General features: G+C 55.7%; 17 protein-coding genes. 4 read left to right on the top strand and 13 right to left on the bottom strand.

What is annotated here, in order from left to right:
- Positions 1–460 precede the first annotated feature (460 nt).
- The 6 genes from ACR3FC_RS10755 to ACR3FC_RS10730 form a co-directional block, all read right to left on the bottom strand.
- Positions 461–2,323 (bottom strand): alpha/beta hydrolase, encoded by a 1,863-nt coding sequence (locus tag ACR3FC_RS10755; RefSeq protein WP_480474817.1) that lies wholly within the window; start codon positions 2,321–2,323, stop codon positions 461–463.
- 93 nt (positions 2,324–2,416) lie between these two features.
- The gene (gene istB, locus ACR3FC_RS10750; RefSeq protein WP_170434935.1) at positions 2,417–3,172 is read right to left on the bottom strand and encodes an IS21-like element helper ATPase IstB; all 756 of its coding nucleotides are present in this window, start codon (positions 3,170–3,172) and stop codon (positions 2,417–2,419) included.
- A complete protein-coding gene (istA, locus tag ACR3FC_RS10745; RefSeq protein WP_480474816.1) occupies positions 3,169–4,656 on the bottom strand; it encodes an IS21 family transposase in 1,488 nt (495 codons plus the stop codon). The genes istB and istA overlap by 4 nt, the downstream gene beginning before the upstream one ends.
- Positions 4,657–4,825: 169 nt before the next feature.
- Positions 4,826–5,866 (bottom strand): P-loop NTPase fold protein, encoded by a 1,041-nt coding sequence (locus ACR3FC_RS10740; RefSeq protein WP_480474815.1) that lies wholly within the window; start codon positions 5,864–5,866, stop codon positions 4,826–4,828.
- Positions 5,867–6,419: 553 nt separating this feature from the next.
- Positions 6,420–8,837: a DNA topoisomerase (ATP-hydrolyzing) subunit B gene (gyrB, locus tag ACR3FC_RS10735; RefSeq protein ID WP_480474814.1), complete on the bottom strand. Its 2,418-nt coding sequence runs from the start codon at positions 8,835–8,837 to the stop codon at positions 6,420–6,422.
- Positions 8,838–8,951: 114 nt separating this feature from the next.
- A complete protein-coding gene (locus ACR3FC_RS10730) occupies positions 8,952–9,524 on the bottom strand; it encodes a TetR/AcrR family transcriptional regulator (RefSeq protein ID WP_480474813.1) in 573 nt (190 codons plus the stop codon).
- Between the two features lie 100 nt (positions 9,525–9,624).
- On the opposite strand from ACR3FC_RS10730, the gene ACR3FC_RS10725 reads away from it, so the two are divergent.
- On the top strand, positions 9,625–10,191 hold the full coding sequence (locus ACR3FC_RS10725) for a carboxymuconolactone decarboxylase family protein (protein ID WP_480474812.1): 567 nt from the start codon (positions 9,625–9,627) through the stop codon (positions 10,189–10,191).
- On the opposite strand, the gene recF is transcribed toward ACR3FC_RS10725, so the two are convergent.
- The 6 genes from recF to mutM form a co-directional block, all read right to left on the bottom strand.
- Entirely contained in the window at positions 10,188–11,285 is a 1,098-nt protein-coding gene (recF, locus tag ACR3FC_RS10720) for a DNA replication/repair protein RecF (RefSeq protein WP_480476884.1), read from the bottom strand. The two genes, ACR3FC_RS10725 and recF, sit on opposite strands and share 4 nt — an antisense overlap.
- A 57-nt stretch (positions 11,286–11,342) precedes the next feature.
- Positions 11,343–12,464 carry a DNA polymerase III subunit beta gene (gene dnaN, locus ACR3FC_RS10715; RefSeq protein ID WP_480474811.1) on the bottom strand — a complete coding sequence of 374 codons (1,122 nt, stop codon included), beginning with the start codon at positions 12,462–12,464 and terminating at the stop codon, positions 11,343–11,345.
- 224 nt (positions 12,465–12,688) lie between these two features.
- A complete protein-coding gene (gene dnaA, locus ACR3FC_RS10710) occupies positions 12,689–14,074 on the bottom strand; it encodes a chromosomal replication initiator protein DnaA (RefSeq protein ID WP_480474810.1) in 1,386 nt (461 codons plus the stop codon).
- Between the two features lie 555 nt (positions 14,075–14,629).
- Positions 14,630–14,893, bottom strand: coding sequence for a 30S ribosomal protein S20 (gene rpsT, locus ACR3FC_RS10705; RefSeq protein ID WP_039541017.1), 264 nt, complete (start codon positions 14,891–14,893; stop codon positions 14,630–14,632).
- 225 nt (positions 14,894–15,118) lie between these two features.
- Positions 15,119–15,895 (bottom strand): enoyl-CoA hydratase, encoded by a 777-nt coding sequence (locus ACR3FC_RS10700; RefSeq protein WP_480474809.1) that lies wholly within the window; start codon positions 15,893–15,895, stop codon positions 15,119–15,121.
- Positions 15,896–15,961: 66 nt separating this feature from the next.
- On the bottom strand, positions 15,962–16,813 hold the full coding sequence (gene mutM / locus ACR3FC_RS10695; RefSeq protein WP_480474808.1) for a bifunctional DNA-formamidopyrimidine glycosylase/DNA-(apurinic or apyrimidinic site) lyase: 852 nt from the start codon (positions 16,811–16,813) through the stop codon (positions 15,962–15,964).
- An 86-nt stretch (positions 16,814–16,899) separates the two neighbouring features.
- Between mutM and ubiE the strand changes: the two genes are divergently transcribed.
- Both ubiE and ubiB read left to right on the top strand, forming a co-directional pair.
- Positions 16,900–17,652 (top strand): bifunctional demethylmenaquinone methyltransferase/2-methoxy-6-polyprenyl-1,4-benzoquinol methylase UbiE, encoded by a 753-nt coding sequence (gene ubiE, locus ACR3FC_RS10690; protein WP_480474807.1) that lies wholly within the window; start codon positions 16,900–16,902, stop codon positions 17,650–17,652.
- A 3-nt stretch (positions 17,653–17,655) separates the two neighbouring features.
- Positions 17,656–19,185 (top strand): 2-polyprenylphenol 6-hydroxylase, encoded by a 1,530-nt coding sequence (gene ubiB / locus ACR3FC_RS10685; protein ID WP_480474806.1) that lies wholly within the window; start codon positions 17,656–17,658, stop codon positions 19,183–19,185.
- A 95-nt stretch (positions 19,186–19,280) separates the two neighbouring features.
- Here ubiB and ACR3FC_RS10680 read toward each other — a convergent pair whose 3' ends face one another.
- Positions 19,281–20,456: an acetyl-CoA C-acyltransferase family protein gene (locus ACR3FC_RS10680; protein ID WP_480474805.1), complete on the bottom strand. Its 1,176-nt coding sequence runs from the start codon at positions 20,454–20,456 to the stop codon at positions 19,281–19,283.
- Positions 20,457–20,572: 116 nt separating this feature from the next.
- Between ACR3FC_RS10680 and ACR3FC_RS10675 the strand changes: the two genes are divergently transcribed.
- A complete protein-coding gene (locus tag ACR3FC_RS10675) occupies positions 20,573–21,136 on the top strand; it encodes a helix-turn-helix domain-containing protein (RefSeq protein WP_480474804.1) in 564 nt (187 codons plus the stop codon).
- The last annotated feature ends 91 nt before the right edge of the window (positions 21,137–21,227 follow it).

Genomic DNA, 21,227 nt, shown 5'->3' with positions numbered 1-21,227 from the left:
AGAACGGAGGAACCACATGGCGAACAAGCGACCAAATATGTCAATATTCACGCTTTATTGCTCCAGAGAATGATAATACGACGCAGTAGAGCATTTTTCCAATCAAAAAAAATACTAGCCATCCAACCAATACAGCAATCCACATTAACTCCCTATCAAGGATGTCTGGCCTATAAAAATAGGAGATCAATGGCACTGCTGGCAGAAATATAACGACTGCAACCGACAAACCGAAGCCCCTCAACAAGCTCTTGTTTCGGCAACGAGGTGAAGGTGTCCTTTTCGCTCTGACTATACCAAGTAAAACAAATCCAAAGCACACAATAGCTTTTAGCAAAAAATCCAAATCTGCGAAGCAGAGTCCTAACTCGTTCATCCAAGTATTTATGTAGCGCATTTGAGATAACTGATCATAAGGTAAACTACGCCGCGTTCTCTCATATTTGATTTCCAAGCGCGGCTATTGAAGATAGTAGTAAGTTAATCCCCGTAACGTGTTGCTGGGTAAACTACGTTCTGATGCGTTAGACCTTTCACGTAGTAGCACTTTGGCGTCTTGCGCGACTTCTTCAATGTCAAAAACGTGAGTGTGATTGTTGCCAATCCACTCGTTGTCGAGGCTTGAAACGTCTATAGTATCAAGGCCACTCATTACAAAAAGATGTTCTCCAGCTAGGCCAGCTGGGAGAAGGCCACGGCTTACCAACCGGGATGCATTCAAAGGGCGATCAAAGCTATTGCAATAAAGACTAACCAATTCACCATTACTTACGTATTCTCTGAGTTCGCTGCCAAACTGTGCTTGAGGAACATCCGGCGCAACAAAAACGGAATTTGTTATTTCAAAGTTGTTATTTGCTGATTCTTCCAAGAATTTCAGCCCCACTGTCCCACCCATGCTGTGGGCAATCAATGACATCTCGTAGTCCATCCCCTGACGCGCTAAGCTCCGCACAAATCCTCGGGTGAATGCGTTGTTGAAGTCTGTCGCCCTCAGATCTCGAATGTATCCACTCTTGGTTCCCTCAGAAGGCCAACTCCACAACACTACGGGATCTTCTATTTCTAGATCCAAAGCCATTGAGATTGCGCGCTCTAGCCCTTCTTTGAAAGAAGTATTGTAGCCGTGGATAAACAGAGTGATCTCCTGTTCATCGGAGTTTCTAGCGACCTCGGCAAACATCTGGGCGCATGCTTCTGTACCTTCAAGAATATTGGCATCTATAACGTTCACAGGACCGCTGTATGGTTCACCAAATCTGCGTTGGTGACTACGGTCATAGTCAAACTCACCGCACTTCAACTGCACGTCGGAAAGTTGACTAATTCCAAATCGCTTTCGAATATCAGAGTGCGCTTCTTCATTGCGATTAGTGACAAAAAAAACCCGACCAACGGCTTGGTTAGTCGGCGCATCCAATTCTTGCCGTGGCAGTTGCCCAGCTTCCCAAACTTGAGCGAGTTTGTTTTCGACGAAGTCGTCTTCTGCATCGTAAAATTCGTTCCAGGCAGAAACTGCGGCCAAGACAATTTGATCATCTTCTCTGCTGCGTTCTTCAACGGAAAGAAACTGGATGTCTTGGCTTAGAGCAAACTCGCGAGCTGTCTCGAATTCGGATTGTACAACCTCTCTAGCCGAAGTCTTCGACTCTTCAACAGCCTCGTCGATGGCCTGCCGCTCAGCCTCTGTGATGCTGAGCCAAAACTCCAGATTGGCAAGTAGAAACCCACTTCTTTGGTCAGTGTTCGCAACTACACTTCCACCGCGAAATGCGCTCTGAAACTGCTCCGAAAACTCAGCGTTGAAGGCCAATTCCGCAGCGTCAATGTTTCCCGCTCGAAGTTCATCAAAAACTGATCCGCCAGGACCAAAGATCGGCTCAACGGAAAGCTGCAAAAGCGTTTGTTCTGACCTCTCGCTGAATGTTCGGACTTTTGCACCCTCCAATGTGCTCAGCCCACCTTCGCCGAACCTTTTTGGCGACCACAAAGATCTATTGATTGTGTTCCAGAATGACAAGAAAACGAAACCTTTTGCTCCCAACTCCATTGCCACAGCATCACCGAAAACTGAGTCCTCAAGTAAAAATGTTTCTTCTGGAGAACGTGTGAGACCGGGTTGAGACGCCAGGGTTGAAATGTTTAAACTTGGATCCTCTCCTATTCCTGGGAAGAGCAGAGCGGGTAATAAAGCCATGTCGGTTTTTCGATCAAGAAGGCTTTGCGCAATTTGATTGGGCTCCGAGACTTCTTCGTAAGTTACTCTTATAATTGTCAACGGCGGTGAGAAAGTCTGCCATTGGGCGGAGCAAAAGTCGTCCACTGTTTGGGTGACCGGCGCCTTGGCAAACGCGCTCCCAAATAGCTGGTGGTTGCCAAGGCGTCTTGGTCCGTCAGGACCAATCTCTTCTGTGCCTTAGGAGTTCTGCCGGGCCCTGCTCTGTGCCAGGCGATAGCTTTCTCCGTTCATCTCCAGAATGCTGACGTGGTGGGTCAGCCGGTCGAGCAAGGCACCAGTGAGGCGCTCCGATCCGAATGTTTCGGTCCATTCATCGAAGGGCAGGTTCGAGGTGATCAGGATCGAGCCGCGCTCGTATCGCTGAGAGATCAGTTCGAACAACAGTTCGGCGCCGGTTTTGCTGAGGGGCACGAAGCCCAACTCGTCGATGATCAGGAGCTTCTGCTTCACGAGTTGCTTTTGAAGGCGCAGGAGCTGGCGCTCGTCGCGGGCTTCCATCAACTCGTGCACGATGGCCGCGGCAGTAGTAAAGCGAACCGCCAGGCCTTTCTGGCAGGCGGCCAGACCGAGGCCGAGCGCCACGTGGGTCTTACCGGTGCCGCTGGGGCCGAGAGCGATGACGTTCTCTCCGCGGTCGATCCATTCACCACGCGCCAACTCCAGGACCTGCATCTTGTTCAAAGAAGGGATCGCGGCAAAATCGAAGCTATCAAGGCTCTTGGTCGCCGGGAATTTCGCGGCCTTGATCCGGCGTTCGATCATCCGCCGCTCCCGGTCGATGAGCTCGAGCTCGATCAGACGGGCCAGGAACTGGACATGGTCGCGGCCCTCGGAGGCACACAGCCGAGCCTGTTTGTCGTATTCCCGCAGGATGGTCGGCAGCTTCAGCTTCTTGAGTTGGTGGTTCAGCAGGATCTGTGGTGTCTCCGTCATGTCGAGGCACCTGTTGTCAGGCACATGTAGCTGGCCGGAGATGTCGTCGCCACCTTGGCCCGCGGCAGGAACGGGTAGACATCCAGATCGAGCCTCGGCGGCCGCCGCTCCACCCGACACAGCACCAGATGCTTCACGGCATCAAAACTGATCGCACCCATCTGGAGAGCCGTCTTCACGGCAGCATGAACCTCCTCCATCTCGAAGCTTTCGAGCAGCCGTAGGACCTGCACGTATTCGCGCCGTCCGGCTTTCAGCATGCGTGCCTCCATTAGCTTCTGAAGAGTATCAAACGCCTTGGGAAGCTCCCATCCGGCCAGCGGAGCTGCCTGTTCGAAAGCGTTTATCTTCTTCTCAATCAGCGGCAGGTAATGAACCGGATCGAAGACCATGTCCTCGCGGTTGTAGCTGCGAACATGCCGCACGATGACCTCGCCGCCACATCCGATCACCAGTCGGTCGACATAGGCGCGGATCCAGACATCGCGGTGTCCAAAGGCAACCGGTACGGAATAATCATTGGTCTTGTAACGTACCAACGCGAGCGAACTGACCCGACCCGTTGCCTGGTCACAGGCTTCGAAAGACCGGGCGGGAAGCGGCGCCGTGATCTCCAGATCGCGTTGAAGTCGCTCTCCAATCGTCTCATTGTGCCCGCGCAGCTTGTCGTTTTGGCGCTTACGGCACTGCTCTTCGAGCCAGTTGTTGAAGGCATCCCAAGTCGGAAAACTCGGGACCGGCACCATGAAGTTGCGCCGGGAATAGCCAACCAGCCCTTCGACGGACCCCTTGTCGTTGCCCTTGCCGGGACGCCCGTAGCGGTCCCGGATCACGTAGTGGGACAGCATCTCGCTGAACAGCCGCGCGCGTCTGCGAGTTCCGTCGGGCTCGATCTTCGCCACAAGGCACCGGTCGTTGTCGTACAGGATCGACTGCGGAGCCGCCCCGAAAAACCCAAAGGCATGGACGTGGCCATCCATCCAGGCCTCTGCGGTCGCCGCCGGATAGGTCCGGACGTAGCAGGCGTCGCTGTGCGGCAGATCCAAGGCAAAGAAGTGGGCCTTCTGTTCAATGCCACCGATCACAACAATCGCTTCGCCGAAGTCGGCCTGAGCATGGCCGGGTGCATGGTTAAGCGGCACGAACATCTCGCGATGCCGTCGACCGTGTTCCCGAACATAATCCTTGATGATGGTGTAACCACCCTCGAAGCCATGCTCATCGCGCAGGCGTTCGAAGATCCGCTTGGCCGTATGCCGCTGTTTGCGCGGTCGCTGCCGATCTTCTGACAGCCATTGATCGATGATCCCGGTGAACCCATCCAGCTTGGGCCGCCGGATCGGTGCTGACCGCCGGTAGCCGGGCGGGACCGAAAACGCCAAAATCTTGCGAACGCTGTCACGAGATATCCCGAAATGCCGGGCCGCTTCTCGCTGGCTCATGCCCTCGGCACAGGCCAGACGCACTTTACGATACAAATCCACGGAAAAGACCCTCCCGCCCCCCCTCCGTTACGAAAAGAAGGGCAAAGATGGACGACTTTAACGCCGCCCGCAGCAGGGTCATCCCGCCGCTACCGTGGTCGACTTTCTCACCGCCGTTCTCAGGTGGGTCAAATCTCGGTGAAAATACCGGGTCACTTCTCAGCGGAAATCAACAGACGGTTCTTATTCCGTTATGCTGCTCGTATTTGTTGAAGATACGTTTTTTGGGGGTTGGCTCTTTGTCTTTATCAAATGAGAACTCATAGACATGGCGAACTTCATCTTTGCCCTCGTCATATTGCCCCAACAAATCCAAGGGTGTTAGAGACGCTGATTCATCAGCGAGATCGAGTTTGAACTCTATGAAGAAGATAAAGAACTGAACGATAAGATTCCGAACTAACTCGTCGTTCTTACGATAGTCTTCGTTCATACGCTCAAGTACAGTAGCCAACTGCCAAACGAACTGACGCAAAGCTCGAAGGTTGTGGAAACCAGACTTGTTGTAGAGTTCACGGATGTCCTGTTCATAATATTCAAGCAGCCCACGAACGTCGGACTGTCCGATTTCCCCGACGAACGACGCTAATGCGCTGTCGGGGTCGCTTTCCAAAAAAAATGAATGCCCGACTATCTTTTCTCTAAATGCAATAAAGTGATCATCTTTCAAACCGTCTGTATTCGCTAAAAGAATTACACGAGTATCACCATGCTCTACGAATCGATTCACAACGCCCAATAGTTCCGACATGGGGATTTGGCAGCGTTCTAAATCATCCAGAACCAAAAGTGCTCCGTCCATGTTCGTCGATGATTGTTCCAGTTGCGAAGTCACCGCATCAACGATTTTGTTCAGGTTTGCTGTACTCCCAAAAATGCCTCCTGATCCAAGTGTAAGTGCACCGCTGAAGATAGATCCAGCAAGGCCCGCCCCCTTGTGTAGTGTTTTCGTGAGAGAACCGGCACTTGCATAAAAGAGGTTGGTCTCCAATGACTGGACGTCGGGGATACCAAACACCGAAAGGTAGATGGGTTTGCGGTCTGTGAACGACTCATCTTCTAACAACTGCAATACAAAATGAGTTTTCCCGCAGCCCCAACGCCCTTCGACCAAAACCGCAAAGTGGGGTTTCGATTCAGTGTTTGCCCAATTTCTAAGAAATTTCTTTACCTCGGCCCTATCAATGCCCATTCGCAAAATACTCGCCACTAAATTGAATGAACAGTTTATGGCAGGTGCAGACGGTCACGTCGATCCTTGTTCACCAGACGTAACCCCGAACAATCGTTTTTGACCTGCACGCTGTGCTCAGCAATGAATCAGAGTACTAGCTGTGACAAGAACTCCCCGGCAAATCGTTGACAAGTTTGCAGTTATTTTGCGCAAACCAGTAGGTAGCTTGAGCAGACACTTCAATGACTGCTTTCCTGAAGCTGCGCGGTAGCTTGATACGCCTGAACGTACGGCGGCTCCGGGCCGGTCAGGTTAGGCAGGCGAAACTTTGAACGGAGACTTTGCGAAGTCTGCTTTCTGCGCGTCGCAGACCTTCGCGAGAATCCAAGCAAAAAGGCCGCATGGAACCCAAGGTTCCTTAGGGAGGCCCTTTGCGGGATTGAGCAACGCAAAGGACCATAACAGCAACGACTACGCCAAAAACTGATTGAATTCACCGCTAGGGCAGACAATCGCGCAGCGCAAAACTATGGGCAAACTACGCAAACTTATGGGGTGCGCGAAGTGTTATGCGCAAACCTACAAACCGTCAGAAATCCAGATTCTCGACGCTCAGTGCGTTTTTCTGGATAAATTCTCGACGAGGTTCGACAACATCACCCATTAGCTTGGTGAACAGATCGTCAGCTTCCACCATATCGTCAACGCGCACTTGCAGCAGCGTGCGTGCATCCGGGTCCAAAGTCGTTTCCCAAAGCTGGCCGGGGTTCATCTCTCCCAGACCTTTGTAGCGCTGCAAGGACAGGCCCTTTTCCCCTTCTTCCAGAATGGCGCGCAACAGGTCCAGCGGACCGTGGATCAATTGGCTACGATCACGGCGGATCAACGTGGCCGAAGTGTTGTAGACCTCTTGCAGGCTTTGCGTGAAGTTGCCTGTTTTGCGCGCTTCTCCCGACCGCAACATCGGGCCGTCCAAGGTGCGAACCTCTTCGACACCACGCAGAATGCGGGCCAGCCGAATTCCGTGATCCTGTGTGATCCGGCCCTGCCAGCCACGCTCATACTCCAGCGCGATCAGGTCCAGACGGGCGGCAACCTTGTCAGCCACCCCTTGCAGGTCTGCGTCCACCGCACCCGGCACAAAGGCACCTGCAACGGCGGCCTGTTCCAGGATGTGGCGCGGGTAGTGCGTCGGGAAGGCGTCCAGAACGCGTTTCAACTGGCGCGCTTCGTCCACCACGCGGGCCAGGTCCTGCCCGGTGATCTCTTCACCCGAACCCAGTTTCAGCACGGCGCCCTCGATCCCCTGGTTGACCAGATAATCGTCCAGAGCCGCCTGATCTTTCAGATAAACCTCTGATTTTCCACGCGAAACCTTATAAAGCGGCGGCTGCGCAATATAAAGATACCCACCTTCGATCAGCTCAGGCATTTGCCGGTAGAAGAACGTCAGCAGCAGAGTCCGGATGTGCGCACCGTCCACATCCGCATCGGTCATGATGACAATCTTGTGGTAACGCAACTTTTCAATATTGAACTCATCACGGCCGATACCCGTGCCCAGAGCCATGACAAGATTACCGATCTCTTGCGAGGACAACATCCTGTCAAACCGCGCGCGTTCCACGTTCAGGATCTTACCGCGCAGAGGCAGAACCGCTTGTGTCAGCCGGTCACGGCCCGTTTGCGCCGACCCTCCGGCTGAATCACCCTCGACAAGGAAGACTTCGGTTTTGGACGGGTCTTTTTCGGAACAATCCTTCAGCTTCCCCGCCAGATAGTTCACATCCATTGCCGTTTTGCGGCGGGTCAGTTCACGCGCCTTGCGCGCGGCCTCGCGCGCCAGTGCAGCTTCGATGATCTTGCCGACGATCGCCTTGGCCTCGGTCGGGTTTTCTTCGAACCACTCGGCAAGTTTTTCGTTCATCAGACCCTCGACCGCTGGGCGAACCTCGGAACTGACCAGCTTGTCTTTGGTTTGCGACGAGAATTTCGGATCAGGCACTTTGACCGACAGCACACAGGTCAGACCTTCGCGCGCGTCATCACCGGTAAAGCTGACCTTTTCCTTTTTCGCGATCCCGCTGGACTGCGCGTAGTTGTTGATCGTCCGGGTTAGGGCACCACGGAAACCCGCCACATGGGAACCGCCATCGCGCTGAGGAATATTGTTGGTAAAGGGCAGTACAGACTCGTGATAGCTGTCATTCCACCACATTGCGATTTCCACACCGATATCGTCGCGCTCGCCCTTGATATAGATCGGCTCGGACATGGCAGGGGTTTTGGACCGGTCGAGGTACTTGACGAACTCCTTGACCCCACCTTCATAGAACAGCTCGGTTTCCAGCCGTTCCGCCGGACGCTCGTCAATCAGGATGATCCGAACGCCCGAATTCAGGAAAGCCAGTTCGCGCAGGCGTTTTTCCAATGTCTCGAATGAGTATTCAAGGTTCGAGAATGTGTCGGTCGAAGCCAGAAACCGCACCTCTGTTCCTGTCCGGTCCCCGCATTCGCCGACAACCTTCAGGTGCTCAACGGTTTCGCCACCTTCAAATCGCGCGATGTGCTCTTTGCCATTGCGCCAGACGCGCAGTTCCAGCCAATCCGAAAGCGCGTTCACCACGGAAACACCCACACCGTGCAGGCCGCCCGAAACCTTGTACGAGTTGCTGTCGAATTTCCCACCGGCGTGCAGCTGGGTCATGATGACCTCGGCCGCCGACACGCCTTCTTCCGGGTGGATGTCCACCGGAATACCGCGTCCATTGTCGCTGACCGAAACACTGGAATCGGCGTGAATTTTCACCGTCACATGGTCGGCATGACCCGCCAAAGCCTCGTCAATCCCGTTGTCGACAACCTCATACACCATATGGTGCAGACCCGAGCCATCATCCGTGTCCCCAATATACATGCCGGGGCGTTTGCGAACCGCCTCCAAGCCTTTGAGAACCTTGATAGAATCTGCGCCGTATTCTTGGGGGGCCTGTGCGTCTTCGGACATTCAGTCAGTACCTATATTATTTTGGTAACTTATACGTTTTCTGGTAGGGATTGTCACGTCATCCCCCAATATTTTGTGTTGTTCCGGATCGTTTTTTACTGCCCGAAACAGGGATCACAAACGATCGATATCAGAAGCGATATCCGCGGCAATTTCCAACGCATCGACATCCTTGCGCTCGGCCGACAATCGCAGCCCGAGAATGTCCGACTGATACCGTGCCGCCAGTCGATCCGGATCATGTCCCGCCCCGATTTCACTGGCATCCTGAGCCCTGCGAAACAGATCAGCGAAACAGCCTTTCATTTCCGCCATGTGATGCGCCGCCTGATCCGCAAGGTCATGATCCTTCGCCTTCAACTCGGCATATGTCTTTGCCAACATGCAGGCCTTTGCCGGGGTCTCGACCGCTTCGATCACCAATCGGGGCTGCGCTTTCAGCGCCTCCTTCGGACCCAGTCTCTCTGCCAGGGCCTTTAAGCGCGCCACACCTTCTTGCGTATAACTCTCCAGCGTCAGCGCATAGAGCGCATCTTTCGACCCGAACGCCGCATAAAAACTGCCAGGCTTCAGCTTCAGTTCCCGCTCCAGATCCTTCAGCGATGTACCAGCCCAGCCCTGACGCCAGAAGATATCCTTCGCCTTCGCGATCAACACGTCACGATCGTATGCGGGTTTGCGGGGCATCAGCATCACCAATTTTTGAACATTCACTCAAGTATATACTTGGGCGTTCACTCAAGAAACCCTAAATACGACCCATCGCGCCAGAAACAGGAGTTCCGACATGGCCAATTTCCCGTCTCACGACCTCGAAACCGCGCCTGAAGCGTCCAAACCGCTGCTGCAAAAGTCTCAGGCCGCTTTTGGTCGCTTGCCCGGCCTGCATAAGGTCATGGCCGAAAGCCCTCAGCATCTGGAAGGCTATCAGGTTCTGCACGGCCTGTTCCTGCAAACTGATTTCGACAATGATGAGAAAAACGTCGTCTGGCAGACCATCAATGTGGAAAACGAATGCCACTACTGCGTGCCCGCCCACACCGGGATCGCCAAGATGATGAAGATCTCGGACGAGATATCGGACGCCCTGCGTAACGAAACTCCGTTGCCTTCAGCCAAACTCGAAGCACTGCGCACCTTCACCCTGCAAGTGATGGAAACCCGCGGCAACCCGACCGACGACCAGCTTCAGGCGTTCTTTGACGCGGGCTATTCACACCGCGCGGTTCTGGATGTCGTGCTTGGTCTGGCCCAGAAAACCATGTCGAACTACGTCAACCACATGGCCAAAACCCCGGTGGACGAGGTTATGCGCGGCTTTCTGTGGGAACGCAAAGTCAGTGAACCGGCCTAAGCGGTCACGACCGAGCCCTGATCGCTGTCGGTAACGATCAGCGTCTGGGCCCGGTCGCCCATTTCCGCAAACAGTTCGGGCCCGGTACCCGTCATCCAGGCCTGAGCGCCCAGCGCGCAAATCTCGTCATAAAGCGCTGCGCGCCGCCCAGCATCCAGATGCGCGGCCACCTCATCCAGCAGAACGATCGGAGGTGCGCCCAGCATCGCCGCCAGCGCCCGCGCATTGGACAGGATCAGCGACACCAAGAGCGCTTTCTGCTCACCAGTGGAACACTCCCGTGCCGGCACGCCCTTGGCCGCGAACACACCGTACAGGTCGGACCGATGCGGCCCCACCAGGGTTCGGCCCGCTGCCAGATCCCTGAACCGGCTCTCGCTCAACGCGTCTCGCAAATCTTCCGCCGTCTCGGGCATTGCGCCTTCGGTTTGCACCAACTCCAGTTCGGCAGAAGGAAAGACTGTTTCCGCCCGGTCCTGCGCCGCCCGCAGAAGATCCAGCGACCTCAACCGCGCGGTATGGATGCGGTGCCCCGTCTCGGCCAACTGCCCTTCAAGCGCGGCGTACCAATGCGCATCCCTGATCTGCTCTTTCAGCAGACGGTTACGTTCGCGCATCGCTTTTTCATAAATCAGCGATGTTTCAGCGTGGGCCGGGTCAAAACTCAGCGCGATACGGTCCAAAAACCGACGGCGTCCCTCAGCCCCTTCAATCCACAGACGGTCCATGGACGGGGTCAGCCAGACAACCCGCGCAAGTTTCCCCAGATCGATCTGGGTCGCCGACTTGCCATCAATTCGAACCTGTCGCGCCGCGCCGACCTCGGACCAGGTTTCGATCTCAAACCGCTGCCCCTGAGCGTCCAGCAACCCGGACAGTTTCCAACCCAACGCCTCGGGCCGCCGGGTCATCTCGGCCGCGCTCGCCCGCCGCATCCCGCGACCGGGCGAAAACAGCGACACCGCTTCAAGAATATTGGTCTTCCCGGCCCCGTTCGGCCCGTGAATGGCAACCGGCCGGCCGTCCAGAGACAACCGCGCCAGCTTGTGAGATCGAAAATGCGAGACCGTAAGCTCGGTCAGGGCCAATCCCATGACCCCTCCCTTCATCTTTTCAAAAATACTCCCGCCGGAGGCATCGCATCCGCGCGATCAGACGCGCATCGGCATGACGACGTATACAGCGCTCAGATCGTTGCCTTCACGCATCAATGTCGGGTCACCAGCTGAGTTGAACAGGAATACTGCATTCTCACGATCCACCTGAGACGCAATCTCCAACAGGTATTTGGCGTTGAACCCGATCTCCAACCGCTCATCCCCGTAAGCGACAGCCAGTTCTTCCTCGGCGGCGCCACTGTCAGGTGCGTTCACCGACAAGATCAGCTTGTCGCCTTCCAATTGCAACTTCACTGCCCGCGACCGTTCCGACGAAACAGTCGCCACGCGATCTACGGCCTGCGCGAATTCAGCGGCATCCACTTCAAGCTTGCGGGTATTTCCTTGTGGGATAACACGTGTGTAGTCGGGGAAGGTGCCGTCAATAACCTTCGACGTCAGCGTGATATCCGGCGTGGCAAAGCGTACCTTGGTTTCACTGACCGAAACGGCGATATCCATCTCGTCGTCATCCAACAGCTTGCGCAACTCGCCCACTGTTTTGCGAGGCACGATCACGCCGGGCATATCCGCCGCGCCATCCGGCAAATCTGCGTCAATTCTCGCAAGCCGGTGGCCATCGGTGGCCACACAACGCAACACTTTTCCACCCTCGGACCCATCTGCCACATGCATGTACACACCGTTCAGATAGTACCGGGTCTCTTCGGTCGAGATGGCGAATTTTGACTTGTCGAACAACCGGCGCAGCAATGCTGCCGACGCGCTGAAATTCGATTGATATTCCGAGGACGCCATCATCGGAAAATCTTCTTTTGGCAGTGTCGCCAGCGAAAAATTCGACCGACCCGCTTCAACTGTCAGCCGTCCTGCGGCGCTGTCAGCAGTCAATGTCACCAGCGCACCGTCCGGCAGTTTGCGCACAATCTCATGCAGGGTTGTTGCCGCGACGGTCGTCGCGCCCGCCTTTTCGACCTGTGCGGGTGCCTTATCGACCACTTCGATATCCAGATCGGTAGCACGGAACTGGACCTGATCGCCTTCGGCCTCGATCAGGACATTGGCAAGTATAGGAATGGTATTGCGACGTTCTACAACGGACTGAGCCTGCGAAACGGCTTTAAGAAGGGTGCCGCGTTCAATGCTGATCTTCATACCCTCAATTCCTCTGACTTGCGTACCGACATGGGCGGGACTGGCACGTTAGCGGTTCCACCCCGAGGCACAAGGATTTTTTACGGATTTCTGGGTTGGAATGCACCAACCGTCAAGTGCGGCGTGCCCCACACGCCTCAGTTCTGGTGCAACCGTGGATTCTTACGCACAAAAAACGCCCCGGCACAGAAGTCCGGAGCGTTCCTTAGCACTACTGGCCCGGTTCAGGCTTCGAGAGAACGGCGCAGCATCTCCACGTCTTCAGCGATCTGACCATCGGTCAGTTTCAGCTCTTCAATGCGCTTAACGCCATGCATGACCGTGGTGTGGTCGCGCCCGCCAAACCGGCGGCCGATCTCTGGCAGCGACCGGCTGGTCAGCTGCTTGCACAGATACATCGCCACCTGACGGGGGCGCGCGTAGGATCGCAGGCGCTTGGGACCGATGATATCGGACATGCGGATGTTGTAGTATTCGGATACTTTCCGCTGAATCTCTTCAACCGTGATCTTACGCTCGGATGCGCGCAGGACATCTGCCAGACAATCCTGCGTCAGCTCCATGTCGATCTCGCGTCCAACCAACGAGGCAAAGGCAAACAGACGTGTCAGAGCACCTTCCAGCACGCGGACATTGGTCGAGATACGATGAGCCAAAAATTCAAGGACGCCATCTGCAATCGTCAGGTCGGGATAGGAACCGCTATATTGCTGGACCTTGTTCTGAAGAATGCCCAGACGCAATTCATAGTCGGTCGGATGCAGGTCAACGACCAAACCACATTGAAGGCGGGACTTTACGCGATCTTCCAGATCCTTGATTTCGCCTGGGGCGCGGTCGGCCGAGATGATGATCTGCTTGTTCTGATCCACCAGCGCATTGAACGTATGGAAAAACTCTTCCTGAGTAGAATCCTTTCCGGCAATGAACTGCACGTCATCGACCATCAGCACATCCACCGAACGGAACAAATGTTTGAAATCCATCATCCGGCGTTCCCGCAGGGCCTGCACGAAGCGATACATGAACTGTTCGGCTGACAGGTACAGGACATTCAGTTGCGGATGCTTGGTTTTCAGCTCCCAGGCAATTGCGTGCATCAGGTGGGTCTTACCCAGACCCACTCCACCATACAGAACAAGCGGGTTGAATGTTACCGGGCCGCCTTCGGACACACGGCGCGCGGCAGCATGGGCCAGCTCGTTGGGTTTACCCACCACAAAACTGTCAAAGGTGAAACGTGAATCGAGCGGCGCGGCCTGCAACGACTCCAAAGCGTTCTGCGCACTATCCGTCGCCGCTAAGGGTACCGGCTCTGGCTGAGTTTCGGTGACCACCTTGGCTGCGGGCTTGGGACGCGCGGGCGAGTTGGCAGCAACACGGAAGTCCAGACGCTGAACGGTTTCCCCAGCCGTATTCAGCTCGTACAAGATGAGGTCCGCAAAATTCTGGCTAACGTAGTTCCCCATAAAGTTCGTTGGCACGGAAAAAACCGCCACACCATCCTGCAGCTCTTTAAATTCCAGAGGCTCGATCCATGTGGTGTAATTATTCCGACCGACAGCCTTCAGCAATTTGTTACGCAGTAGTCCCCATTTCTCTTGTGTCATTCAGCGCCTCACGCATCCCATTCTTATTGGCCTGTCGGCCTTATCATACGAAGCCGGTTGCCCGGTCTTGTATTCACACGCCCAAAGGGAACCTGTCGCCAAACCTAACGGCTTGGCGGGATTGCCCCTGAAAGTTCGGTGCACCCGGATTTTCGACGCTCAACAATAAATGAGCGTCCCGAAACTCGGGCTGCACGTCACAATCTCAATTTTCAGACAGGGCCGAGAATCCCGGATAATCCGGACTTCGCGGCAGATCGGCAGCCCAGCTTGCGCCAGTCGTCGACGAATGTTTCCTGATCGATCTGATGCCCGTCAGTCCGATCGAGTAAACAGCCTGTCCCCCCAAGCGAGTGAATCGCTGACATCAGTGGTAGCAACTTGAAATGGGGCGCGGCAACGAAACTCTGATATTGACTCGGGTCTTTGGTCGAAAGAATCTCTCGGTTTCGTGAAGGCGCGGTATTCCGGCAACACGAAAAAAGGCGCCGCAATGCGCAGCGCCTTTGACATTAGTTCAGCCTTGCTGACTTGACCTAAGGTAACCTGCAGGCTTTAGCCCAGAGCTTTGACCCGGGCCGACAGGCGCGACATTTTACGCGCGGCAGTGTTCTTGTGGAACACGCCTTTGGTGACGCCGCGCATCAGCTCAGGCTGGGCGGCGCGCAGTGCTGCGGTTGCCGCATCTTTGTCACCGGATGCAATCGCTTCTTCGACTTTACGCAGATAGGTGCGGATGCGCGAACGACGCGCTTTGTTAACAGCGAAACGCTTCTCGTTCTGACGGGCGCGTTTCTTTGCCTGGGGCGAATTTGCCATGTGTCTCTGACCTTCGTTCGGTACGGTTATCTAGGGTTGCGCGCCACGGATATTTCCGCACCGGATCAGAAATCACGAGTGTGAGTCGGGCCAAGCGGGCCGCACGCGCATGTATTGCGGCGCTCATTACCGAACATTTTAAGGATTGCCAAGCCGATTCTTGGATCTCACAGACCCGGCAAAGAAAAGGCGGGCAACACCCGCCTTTCATTAATCTCTTGCGATTTACTTGTCGCGAAACTGCGCAGCCCGCTTTTCAAGAAACGCCGCCATGCCCTCTTTCTGGTCTTCGGTGGCAAACATGGAATGGAAGACCCGACGCTCAAACAGCATACCTTCACTCAGCGGAAGCTCGTAGCTGCGATTGACCGCTTCTTTTGCCGCCGCTGCCGTAAGTGCCGATTTCTCGGCTATTTTTTGCGCCGCGCCGACGGCTTCTTCGATCAGCTTCTTAGCCGGTACGACCCGGCTGACCAAACCAGAGCGCTCGGCTTCGTCCGCGTCCATGAACCGCCCAGTCAGGTTCATGTCCATCGCCTTGGACTTGCCGACAAAGCGCGTCAAACGCTGGGTGCCGCCCAACCCGGCTATGACGCCAAGGTTGATTTCAGGCTGGCCGAATTTTGCAGTGTCCGCAGCAATGATGAAATCGCAAAGCATTGCCAACTCGCATCCCCCACCCAGAGCATAGCCCGCGACCGCGGCGATGATCGGTTTGCGAATCGCCGAAACCCGATCGTTTGCATCAGCAAAAAGGTTGGTTGTGTAGACATCGACAAAGCTCATCTCGGACATTTCCCTGATGTCCGCGCCTGCGGCAAAGGCCTTGTCCGATCCGGTGATGACGATGCAACGCACCTTGTCGTTGCTGTCCGCCTCTTCCAGCGCGGTACACAACTCACCCAGCAACTGGGAGTTCAGCGCATTCAACGCATCTGGTCTGTCGAGTTTGATTAGGGCGACGTGGTCTTCGATTTCGACGATGATCGTCTCAAAAGCCATGAGAAAAAAGCTTCCGGTTGTTCCGTTCAGTTACGAGTCCTTACCACGCGAATTCTCTGGATCAAGCTATCTTTGGCATTGCGCACAGTAGAAGGATGAGCGACCGGACTGGGTGATTCTCTGGATCAGACCATTGCAACCCTCGGTCCGGCAGGGCTTTCCTTCACGACCGTAGACATCAAAGCTGTGCTGAAAATATCCAAGTTCTCCATCAGCTTGCCGGAAATCCCGCAGGGATGATCCGCCTGCTTGGATCGCGTCCTGCAACACCTTCCGAATGATAGGAACCAGCGACGCGACACGTGCCGCAGAAATTTGCCCTGCTTTGCAACGTGGCGACACCTTGCCGCGATAAAGCGCTTCGCAAACATAGATATTCCCCAATCCGGCAACGATTCCCTGATCCAGCAGGGCTGATTTGACTGGGGTATTCCTGCATTTGAACGCCTCAATCAGGTGTTGCTCGTGGAAATCATTGCCCAAGGGCTCTGGTCCCAGAACCGCCAGAAGCTTGTGATCCTCGGCTGTGGCTGTGGGCAGCAGGTCCATCGCTCCAAACCGGCGAGGATCGTTAAAGGTGATACGCGCCCCGTTGGCCATGTGAAAAACAACATGGTCATGTTTCTCAGCGGCAGGATGTTCGCGCAGGAAATGACCTAGTGGATCGCCTGACACCGTCATTCGCCCCGACATCCCCAGATGAATCAACAAGGTCTCACCACTGCTGAGATCGGCCAGGATATATTTTGATCGCCGCCTTAACCGATCCACCCGCTGCCCGGTCAGCCGTTCTGCCATGCGTTCGGGAAATGGCCAGCGCAGATCCGGGCGGTTCACATCGGCGCGTGCGATCTCGACTCCCTCCATCGCAAGGCTCAGGCCGCGTCTTACGGTCTCGACCTCGGGCAATTCTGGCATTACAGGGCTCCTATTCCAAAGGGCCGCATTGTGCCCCGCTTCCAGAGCCCTATAACAGAAGCGAAATTCGACAAACGGCAAGGCTTATGTCCGACAACAGCGACAACACCACTCATTTCGGGTTCGAAACCGTACGCGAGGCTGACAAGGCCGGGCGCGTGCAGGGCGTGTTCAACTCGGTCGCCTCGAAATATGACGTGATGAACGATGTCATGTCGATGGGTATCCACCGGGTCTGGAAAGACGCGATGATGGACTGGCTAGCTCCGCGTCCCGGTCAGCGTTTGCTGGATGTTGCGGGCGGAACCGGTGACATTTCCTTTCGCTTTCTGAAACGTGCAGGCTATGGCCATGCCACGGTTCTTGATCTGACAGAACCCATGCTGGTCGAAGGCCGGCAGCGCGCCGAAGCCGACCAGATGGCCGACAGCCTGAACTGGGTGGTGGGCGATGCCATGGCCCTGCCGTTCGAGGACAACACCTTTGACGTCTACACGATCTCGTTCGGCATCCGGAACGTGACCCGCCCGCAAGAGGCCCTGAACGAAGCCTTTCGCGTGCTGAAACCCGGTGGCCGCCTGATGGTGCTGGAGTTCAGTCAGCTTCCCAATGACGGGTTGCAAAAGCTCTATGACCTCTACAGTTTCAATGTCATTCCACGCATGGGAAAGCTGATCGCGAATGATTACGACAGCTATCAGTATCTGGTGGAGTCGATCCGTAAGTTTCCTGATCAGGAAACCTTCCTGAACATGGTCCGAACTGCTGGCTTCGAAAACGCCAAATACCGCAATCTCAGCATGGGTATCGCCGCGCTGCATTCCGGCTGGAAAATCTGACACATGCGTGGCCCACATAATATCATCCGCCTGATCCGAACGGGTGCCACGCTTGAGCGCACCGGTGCCATGAATGTCGTGCTGGATGCATTCGAAGCCCCGCGCCCGCTTCGCGTCATCGCCCATGCTTTGGGCAAACCGTTTCAGTGGCTGGGCTACAAAGGCGACCCGCAGATGCCACCCGCAACCCGCGCCCTGACCGCTTTGGGTCCGGCATATATCAAATTCGGGCAGGTGCTTTCCACCCGCCCTGATGTCGTCGGCAACGAACTGGCAGAACAGTTACGTGTCCTACAGGACAAACTCCCGCCTTTTTCCCGGACAAAAGCCATGGCCGAGGTTGAAAAGGAACTTGGACAGCCTGTGGCGGACGTGTTCTCTGAGTTCAGTGAACCTATTGCAGCCGCATCCATCGCTCAGGTCCACAAAGCCAAACTGGTTAGCACAGGCGAAGATGTCGCCGTCAAAGTTCTGCGCCCGGGGATCGAGCGCGCATTTCGCAAGGATGTGGATGCATTTTATTTCGCCGCTCGCATCGTGCAGCTTTTCGCCCCCGGTGCCCGCCGTCTGAGGCCCATGGAGGTCATTGAACATTTTGACGGCGTTGTTCGGGGCGAATTGGATCTGCGTCTGGAAAGCGCTGCCGCCTCGGAATACGCGGCCAACACAAAAGACGACACAGGGTTCTGGCTGCCGCCCGTCTTGTGGTCACTGTCAGCACGGCGCGTGATGACACTCAGCTGGGCCGACGGTGTTGCATTGGGTGAAAATGACGCACTGGACGCCGCAGGCCACGATCGCCGCGACCTGGCTGAACGTGTGCTGCGTCTGTTCCTTCTTCACGCCTTGCGCGACGGCTATTTCCACGCCGATATGCATCAGGGCAACCTAAAGGTCGCCGCCAACGGTGACATCATCGCTTATGATTACGGTATCATGGGCCATATCGACGAATACACGCGCCGGGTCTATGCCGAGATCCTGTTCGGTTTCATCCGCCGCGACTACAAGCGCGTGGCCGAAGTGCATTTCGAAGCCGGTTACGTTCCTGCACACCAGGACGTCGATGAATTCGCCCGCGCCCTACGTGCGGTTGGTGAACCCATCTTCGGTATGGATGCCTCGCATATTTCGATGGGCCGTTTGTTAAGCTATCTGTTCGAAGTGACAGAGCGTTTTGGCATGGAGACACGTACCGAGCTGATCCTCCTACAGCGCACGATGGTCGTGGTTGAAGGTGTTGCCCGGTCACTGGATGACCACATCAATATCTGGGAAGTCGCCCGCCCCGTGGTCGAAGATTACATTAAACAATCCATCGGCCCGCGCGCCGCGCTTCGTGACTTTGCCAAAACCGCTTTGGTTCTGGCACGCTTTGGTCCGCGCCTGCCGACATTGGTCGAAAACGCGTTGATTGCACAGACACACAAAGAAGAACCGGAAAACTCGGGTCTTTTGCCAAAAATCCTGCCCGCCGCTCTCGGTGCAGTTGCCGGCGCAGCCATAGTTCTGTTGATCACGACACTCGGCTGATTGTGATCCGCAGCTTCATCTGGCTGAAAATATCCTCGGGGGGAATCGCGCCTTGCGCGATGGGGGGCAGACAGCCCCCCTTGCCCAAACCCGGATCAGAGCCGCTCGATGGCAATGGCGATCCCCTGACCGCCGCCAATACACATGGTGATCAACCCTTTTGATCCGCCTGTACGCTCCAACTCGTAAAGTGTCTTCATGGTAATGATGGCGCCCGTCGCGCCTACAGGGTGCCCCAGTGCTATCGCGCCTCCATTCGGGTTCACTTTCGCTGCATCCAACCCAAGCTCCTGATTGACGGCCAGCGCCTGCGCGGCAAATGCTTCGTTGCTTTCGATCACATCGAAATCTTCCACCGAAAGACCCGTCTTCCTGAGCAGGTTTTGCACGGCCGGTACCGGGCCAATACCCATGACTTCGGGGCGCACGCCAGCATGTGCATAGCCGATTACACGTGCTTTTGGCTTCAACCCGGCCTTTTCCGCCGCATCCGCCGTTGCCAGAACCATCGCCGCCGCGCCATCGTTGATGCCCGAGGCATTGCCTGCCGTTACACGCCCATCTTTCTTGAACACAGGTCGCAACCCGGCCAGCGCTTCGGCGGTCGTCGCTTTGGGATGCTCATCAACTTTGAAATCCACCATGTCCCGCTTGACCTTCACCTGAACGGGCACGATCTGACTTTCGAAATATCCGGCTTCAATTGCGGCGGCCGCGCGGGTCTGGCTGGCAAGGGCGAATTCGTCCATCTGTTCACGGCTGATCTGGTGTTCATCGGCAACGTTCTCGGCCGTCACACCCATGTGCCCTGTGCCAAAGGGGCAGTTCAACGCACCCAGCATCATGTCCAGTGATGTGACATCACCCATTTTCGCGCCCCAGCGTGCCTGTGGAACAATGTAAGGGCTTCGCGACATGCTTTCTGCCCCACCTGCCACGGCAAAATCGGCATCGCCAAGCATCAAGGACTGCATTGCCGACACGATCGCCTGTGCGCCTGAACCACACAGTCGGTTTACATTCATCGCAGGGGTGCCGTTCGGAATCCCGGCCTGCATCGCGGCAACGCGCGACAGGTACATGTCCCGAGGCTCGGTGTTGATGACATGACCAAACACAACATGCCCGATTTGAGCACCTTCTACCCCTGACCGCTCCAAGGCCGCTTCGGTGACCACCGTCGCCAGATCAATGGGCGCGGTTGACGCAAGTGCGCCACCAAAAGTTCCAATCGCGGTGCGCGCACCATCCAACAATACGATGTCTGTCATGTCTTTCTCCTCTTGGAATCGTCGTCAGTATGCACATGCAGCATGATCCTGTCCTATAGGACGTGCCGTCACGGATGGAATTGACAAGCGGGATCCCAACACGCATGGATTCCGTCATGACGGAGAACACAGACGATATCCTGAACCTTTTGCCCGCCCGCCTGAAAGACGCACGCCGGGCCAAAGGACTGTCGCTGGAAGCAGTCGCAAACCTGAGTGGCGTGTCCAGATCCATGGTTAGCCAGATCGAACGCGGGGAAAGTAGCCCGACGATCTCGACCCTCTGGAACCTGACCCGTGCGCTACAGGTGGATTTTGCCGGTCTTCTGGAAGGTTCAAAAGCCAGTGATCAGATCGAGGTGCTGCGCGCGTCCGAAGTGCCCAGCATCGACAATATGGGGCAGAACTGCCGCATTCGCATCCTGTCCCCGCCGGAAGAGGCCGGAGGTCATGAGGTTTACGATATCGAGTTCGACAAAGGCGGGGCCTTGAACAGCCAGCCCCATGCGCGCGGCGCGCGTGAGCAGCTGACCGTGCTGGAAGGCGCCGTCAAGGTTACATCGGGCAGTGCCGTGTCGGAACTGAGCCGAGGGGATACCGCCCGCTATGCCGCGGATATCGTGCATTCCATCTCGGCCAAAGAACCAGCGCGGGTGTTTCTGATCGTAAAGAACGCGTAACATCAGCAGATTTCCGCCTTCACGGAAAATTTTCCTGTATATTGAAATTCCCCTATTTGGGAAATCCATCCGCTATGTTAGACGTGCGACT

This window comes from Ruegeria sp. AF3 (assembly GCF_056536285.1).
The sequence above is the reverse complement of the archived record's forward strand: the minus strand, read 5'-3'. Positions and strand labels throughout refer to the sequence as shown.

What these genes read in the sequence shown, in the direction of transcription:
- rpsT (WP_039541017.1), bottom strand. Translation starts at nt 14,893, where the DNA reads ATGGCAAATTCGCCCCAGGCAAAGAAACGCGCCCGTCAGAACGAGAAG.
- mutM (WP_480474808.1), bottom strand. Translation starts at nt 16,813, where the DNA reads ATGCCAGAATTGCCCGAGGTCGAGACCGTAAGACGCGGCCTGAGCCTT.
- ubiE (WP_480474807.1), top strand. Translation starts at nt 16,900, where the DNA reads ATGTCCGACAACAGCGACAACACCACTCATTTCGGGTTCGAAACCGTA.
- ACR3FC_RS10680 (WP_480474805.1), bottom strand. Translation starts at nt 20,456, where the DNA reads ATGACAGACATCGTATTGTTGGATGGTGCGCGCACCGCGATTGGAACT.
- ubiB (WP_480474806.1), top strand. Translation starts at nt 17,656, where the DNA reads ATGCGTGGCCCACATAATATCATCCGCCTGATCCGAACGGGTGCCACG.
- dnaN (WP_480474811.1), bottom strand. Translation starts at nt 12,464, where the DNA reads ATGAAGATCAGCATTGAACGCGGCACCCTTCTTAAAGCCGTTTCGCAG.
- recF (WP_480476884.1), bottom strand. Translation starts at nt 11,285, where the DNA reads ATGGGATTGGCCCTGACCGAGCTTACGGTCTCGCATTTTCGATCTCAC.
- ACR3FC_RS10725 (WP_480474812.1), top strand. Translation starts at nt 9,625, where the DNA reads ATGGCCAATTTCCCGTCTCACGACCTCGAAACCGCGCCTGAAGCGTCC.
- ACR3FC_RS10700 (WP_480474809.1), bottom strand. Translation starts at nt 15,895, where the DNA reads ATGGCTTTTGAGACGATCATCGTCGAAATCGAAGACCACGTCGCCCTA.
- ACR3FC_RS10730 (WP_480474813.1), bottom strand. Translation starts at nt 9,524, where the DNA reads ATGCCCCGCAAACCCGCATACGATCGTGACGTGTTGATCGCGAAGGCG.
- gyrB (WP_480474814.1), bottom strand. Translation starts at nt 8,837, where the DNA reads ATGTCCGAAGACGCACAGGCCCCCCAAGAATACGGCGCAGATTCTATC.
- ACR3FC_RS10675 (WP_480474804.1), top strand. Translation starts at nt 20,573, where the DNA reads ATGACGGAGAACACAGACGATATCCTGAACCTTTTGCCCGCCCGCCTG.
- istB (WP_170434935.1), bottom strand. Translation starts at nt 3,172, where the DNA reads ATGACGGAGACACCACAGATCCTGCTGAACCACCAACTCAAGAAGCTG.
- dnaA (WP_480474810.1), bottom strand. Translation starts at nt 14,074, where the DNA reads ATGACACAAGAGAAATGGGGACTACTGCGTAACAAATTGCTGAAGGCT.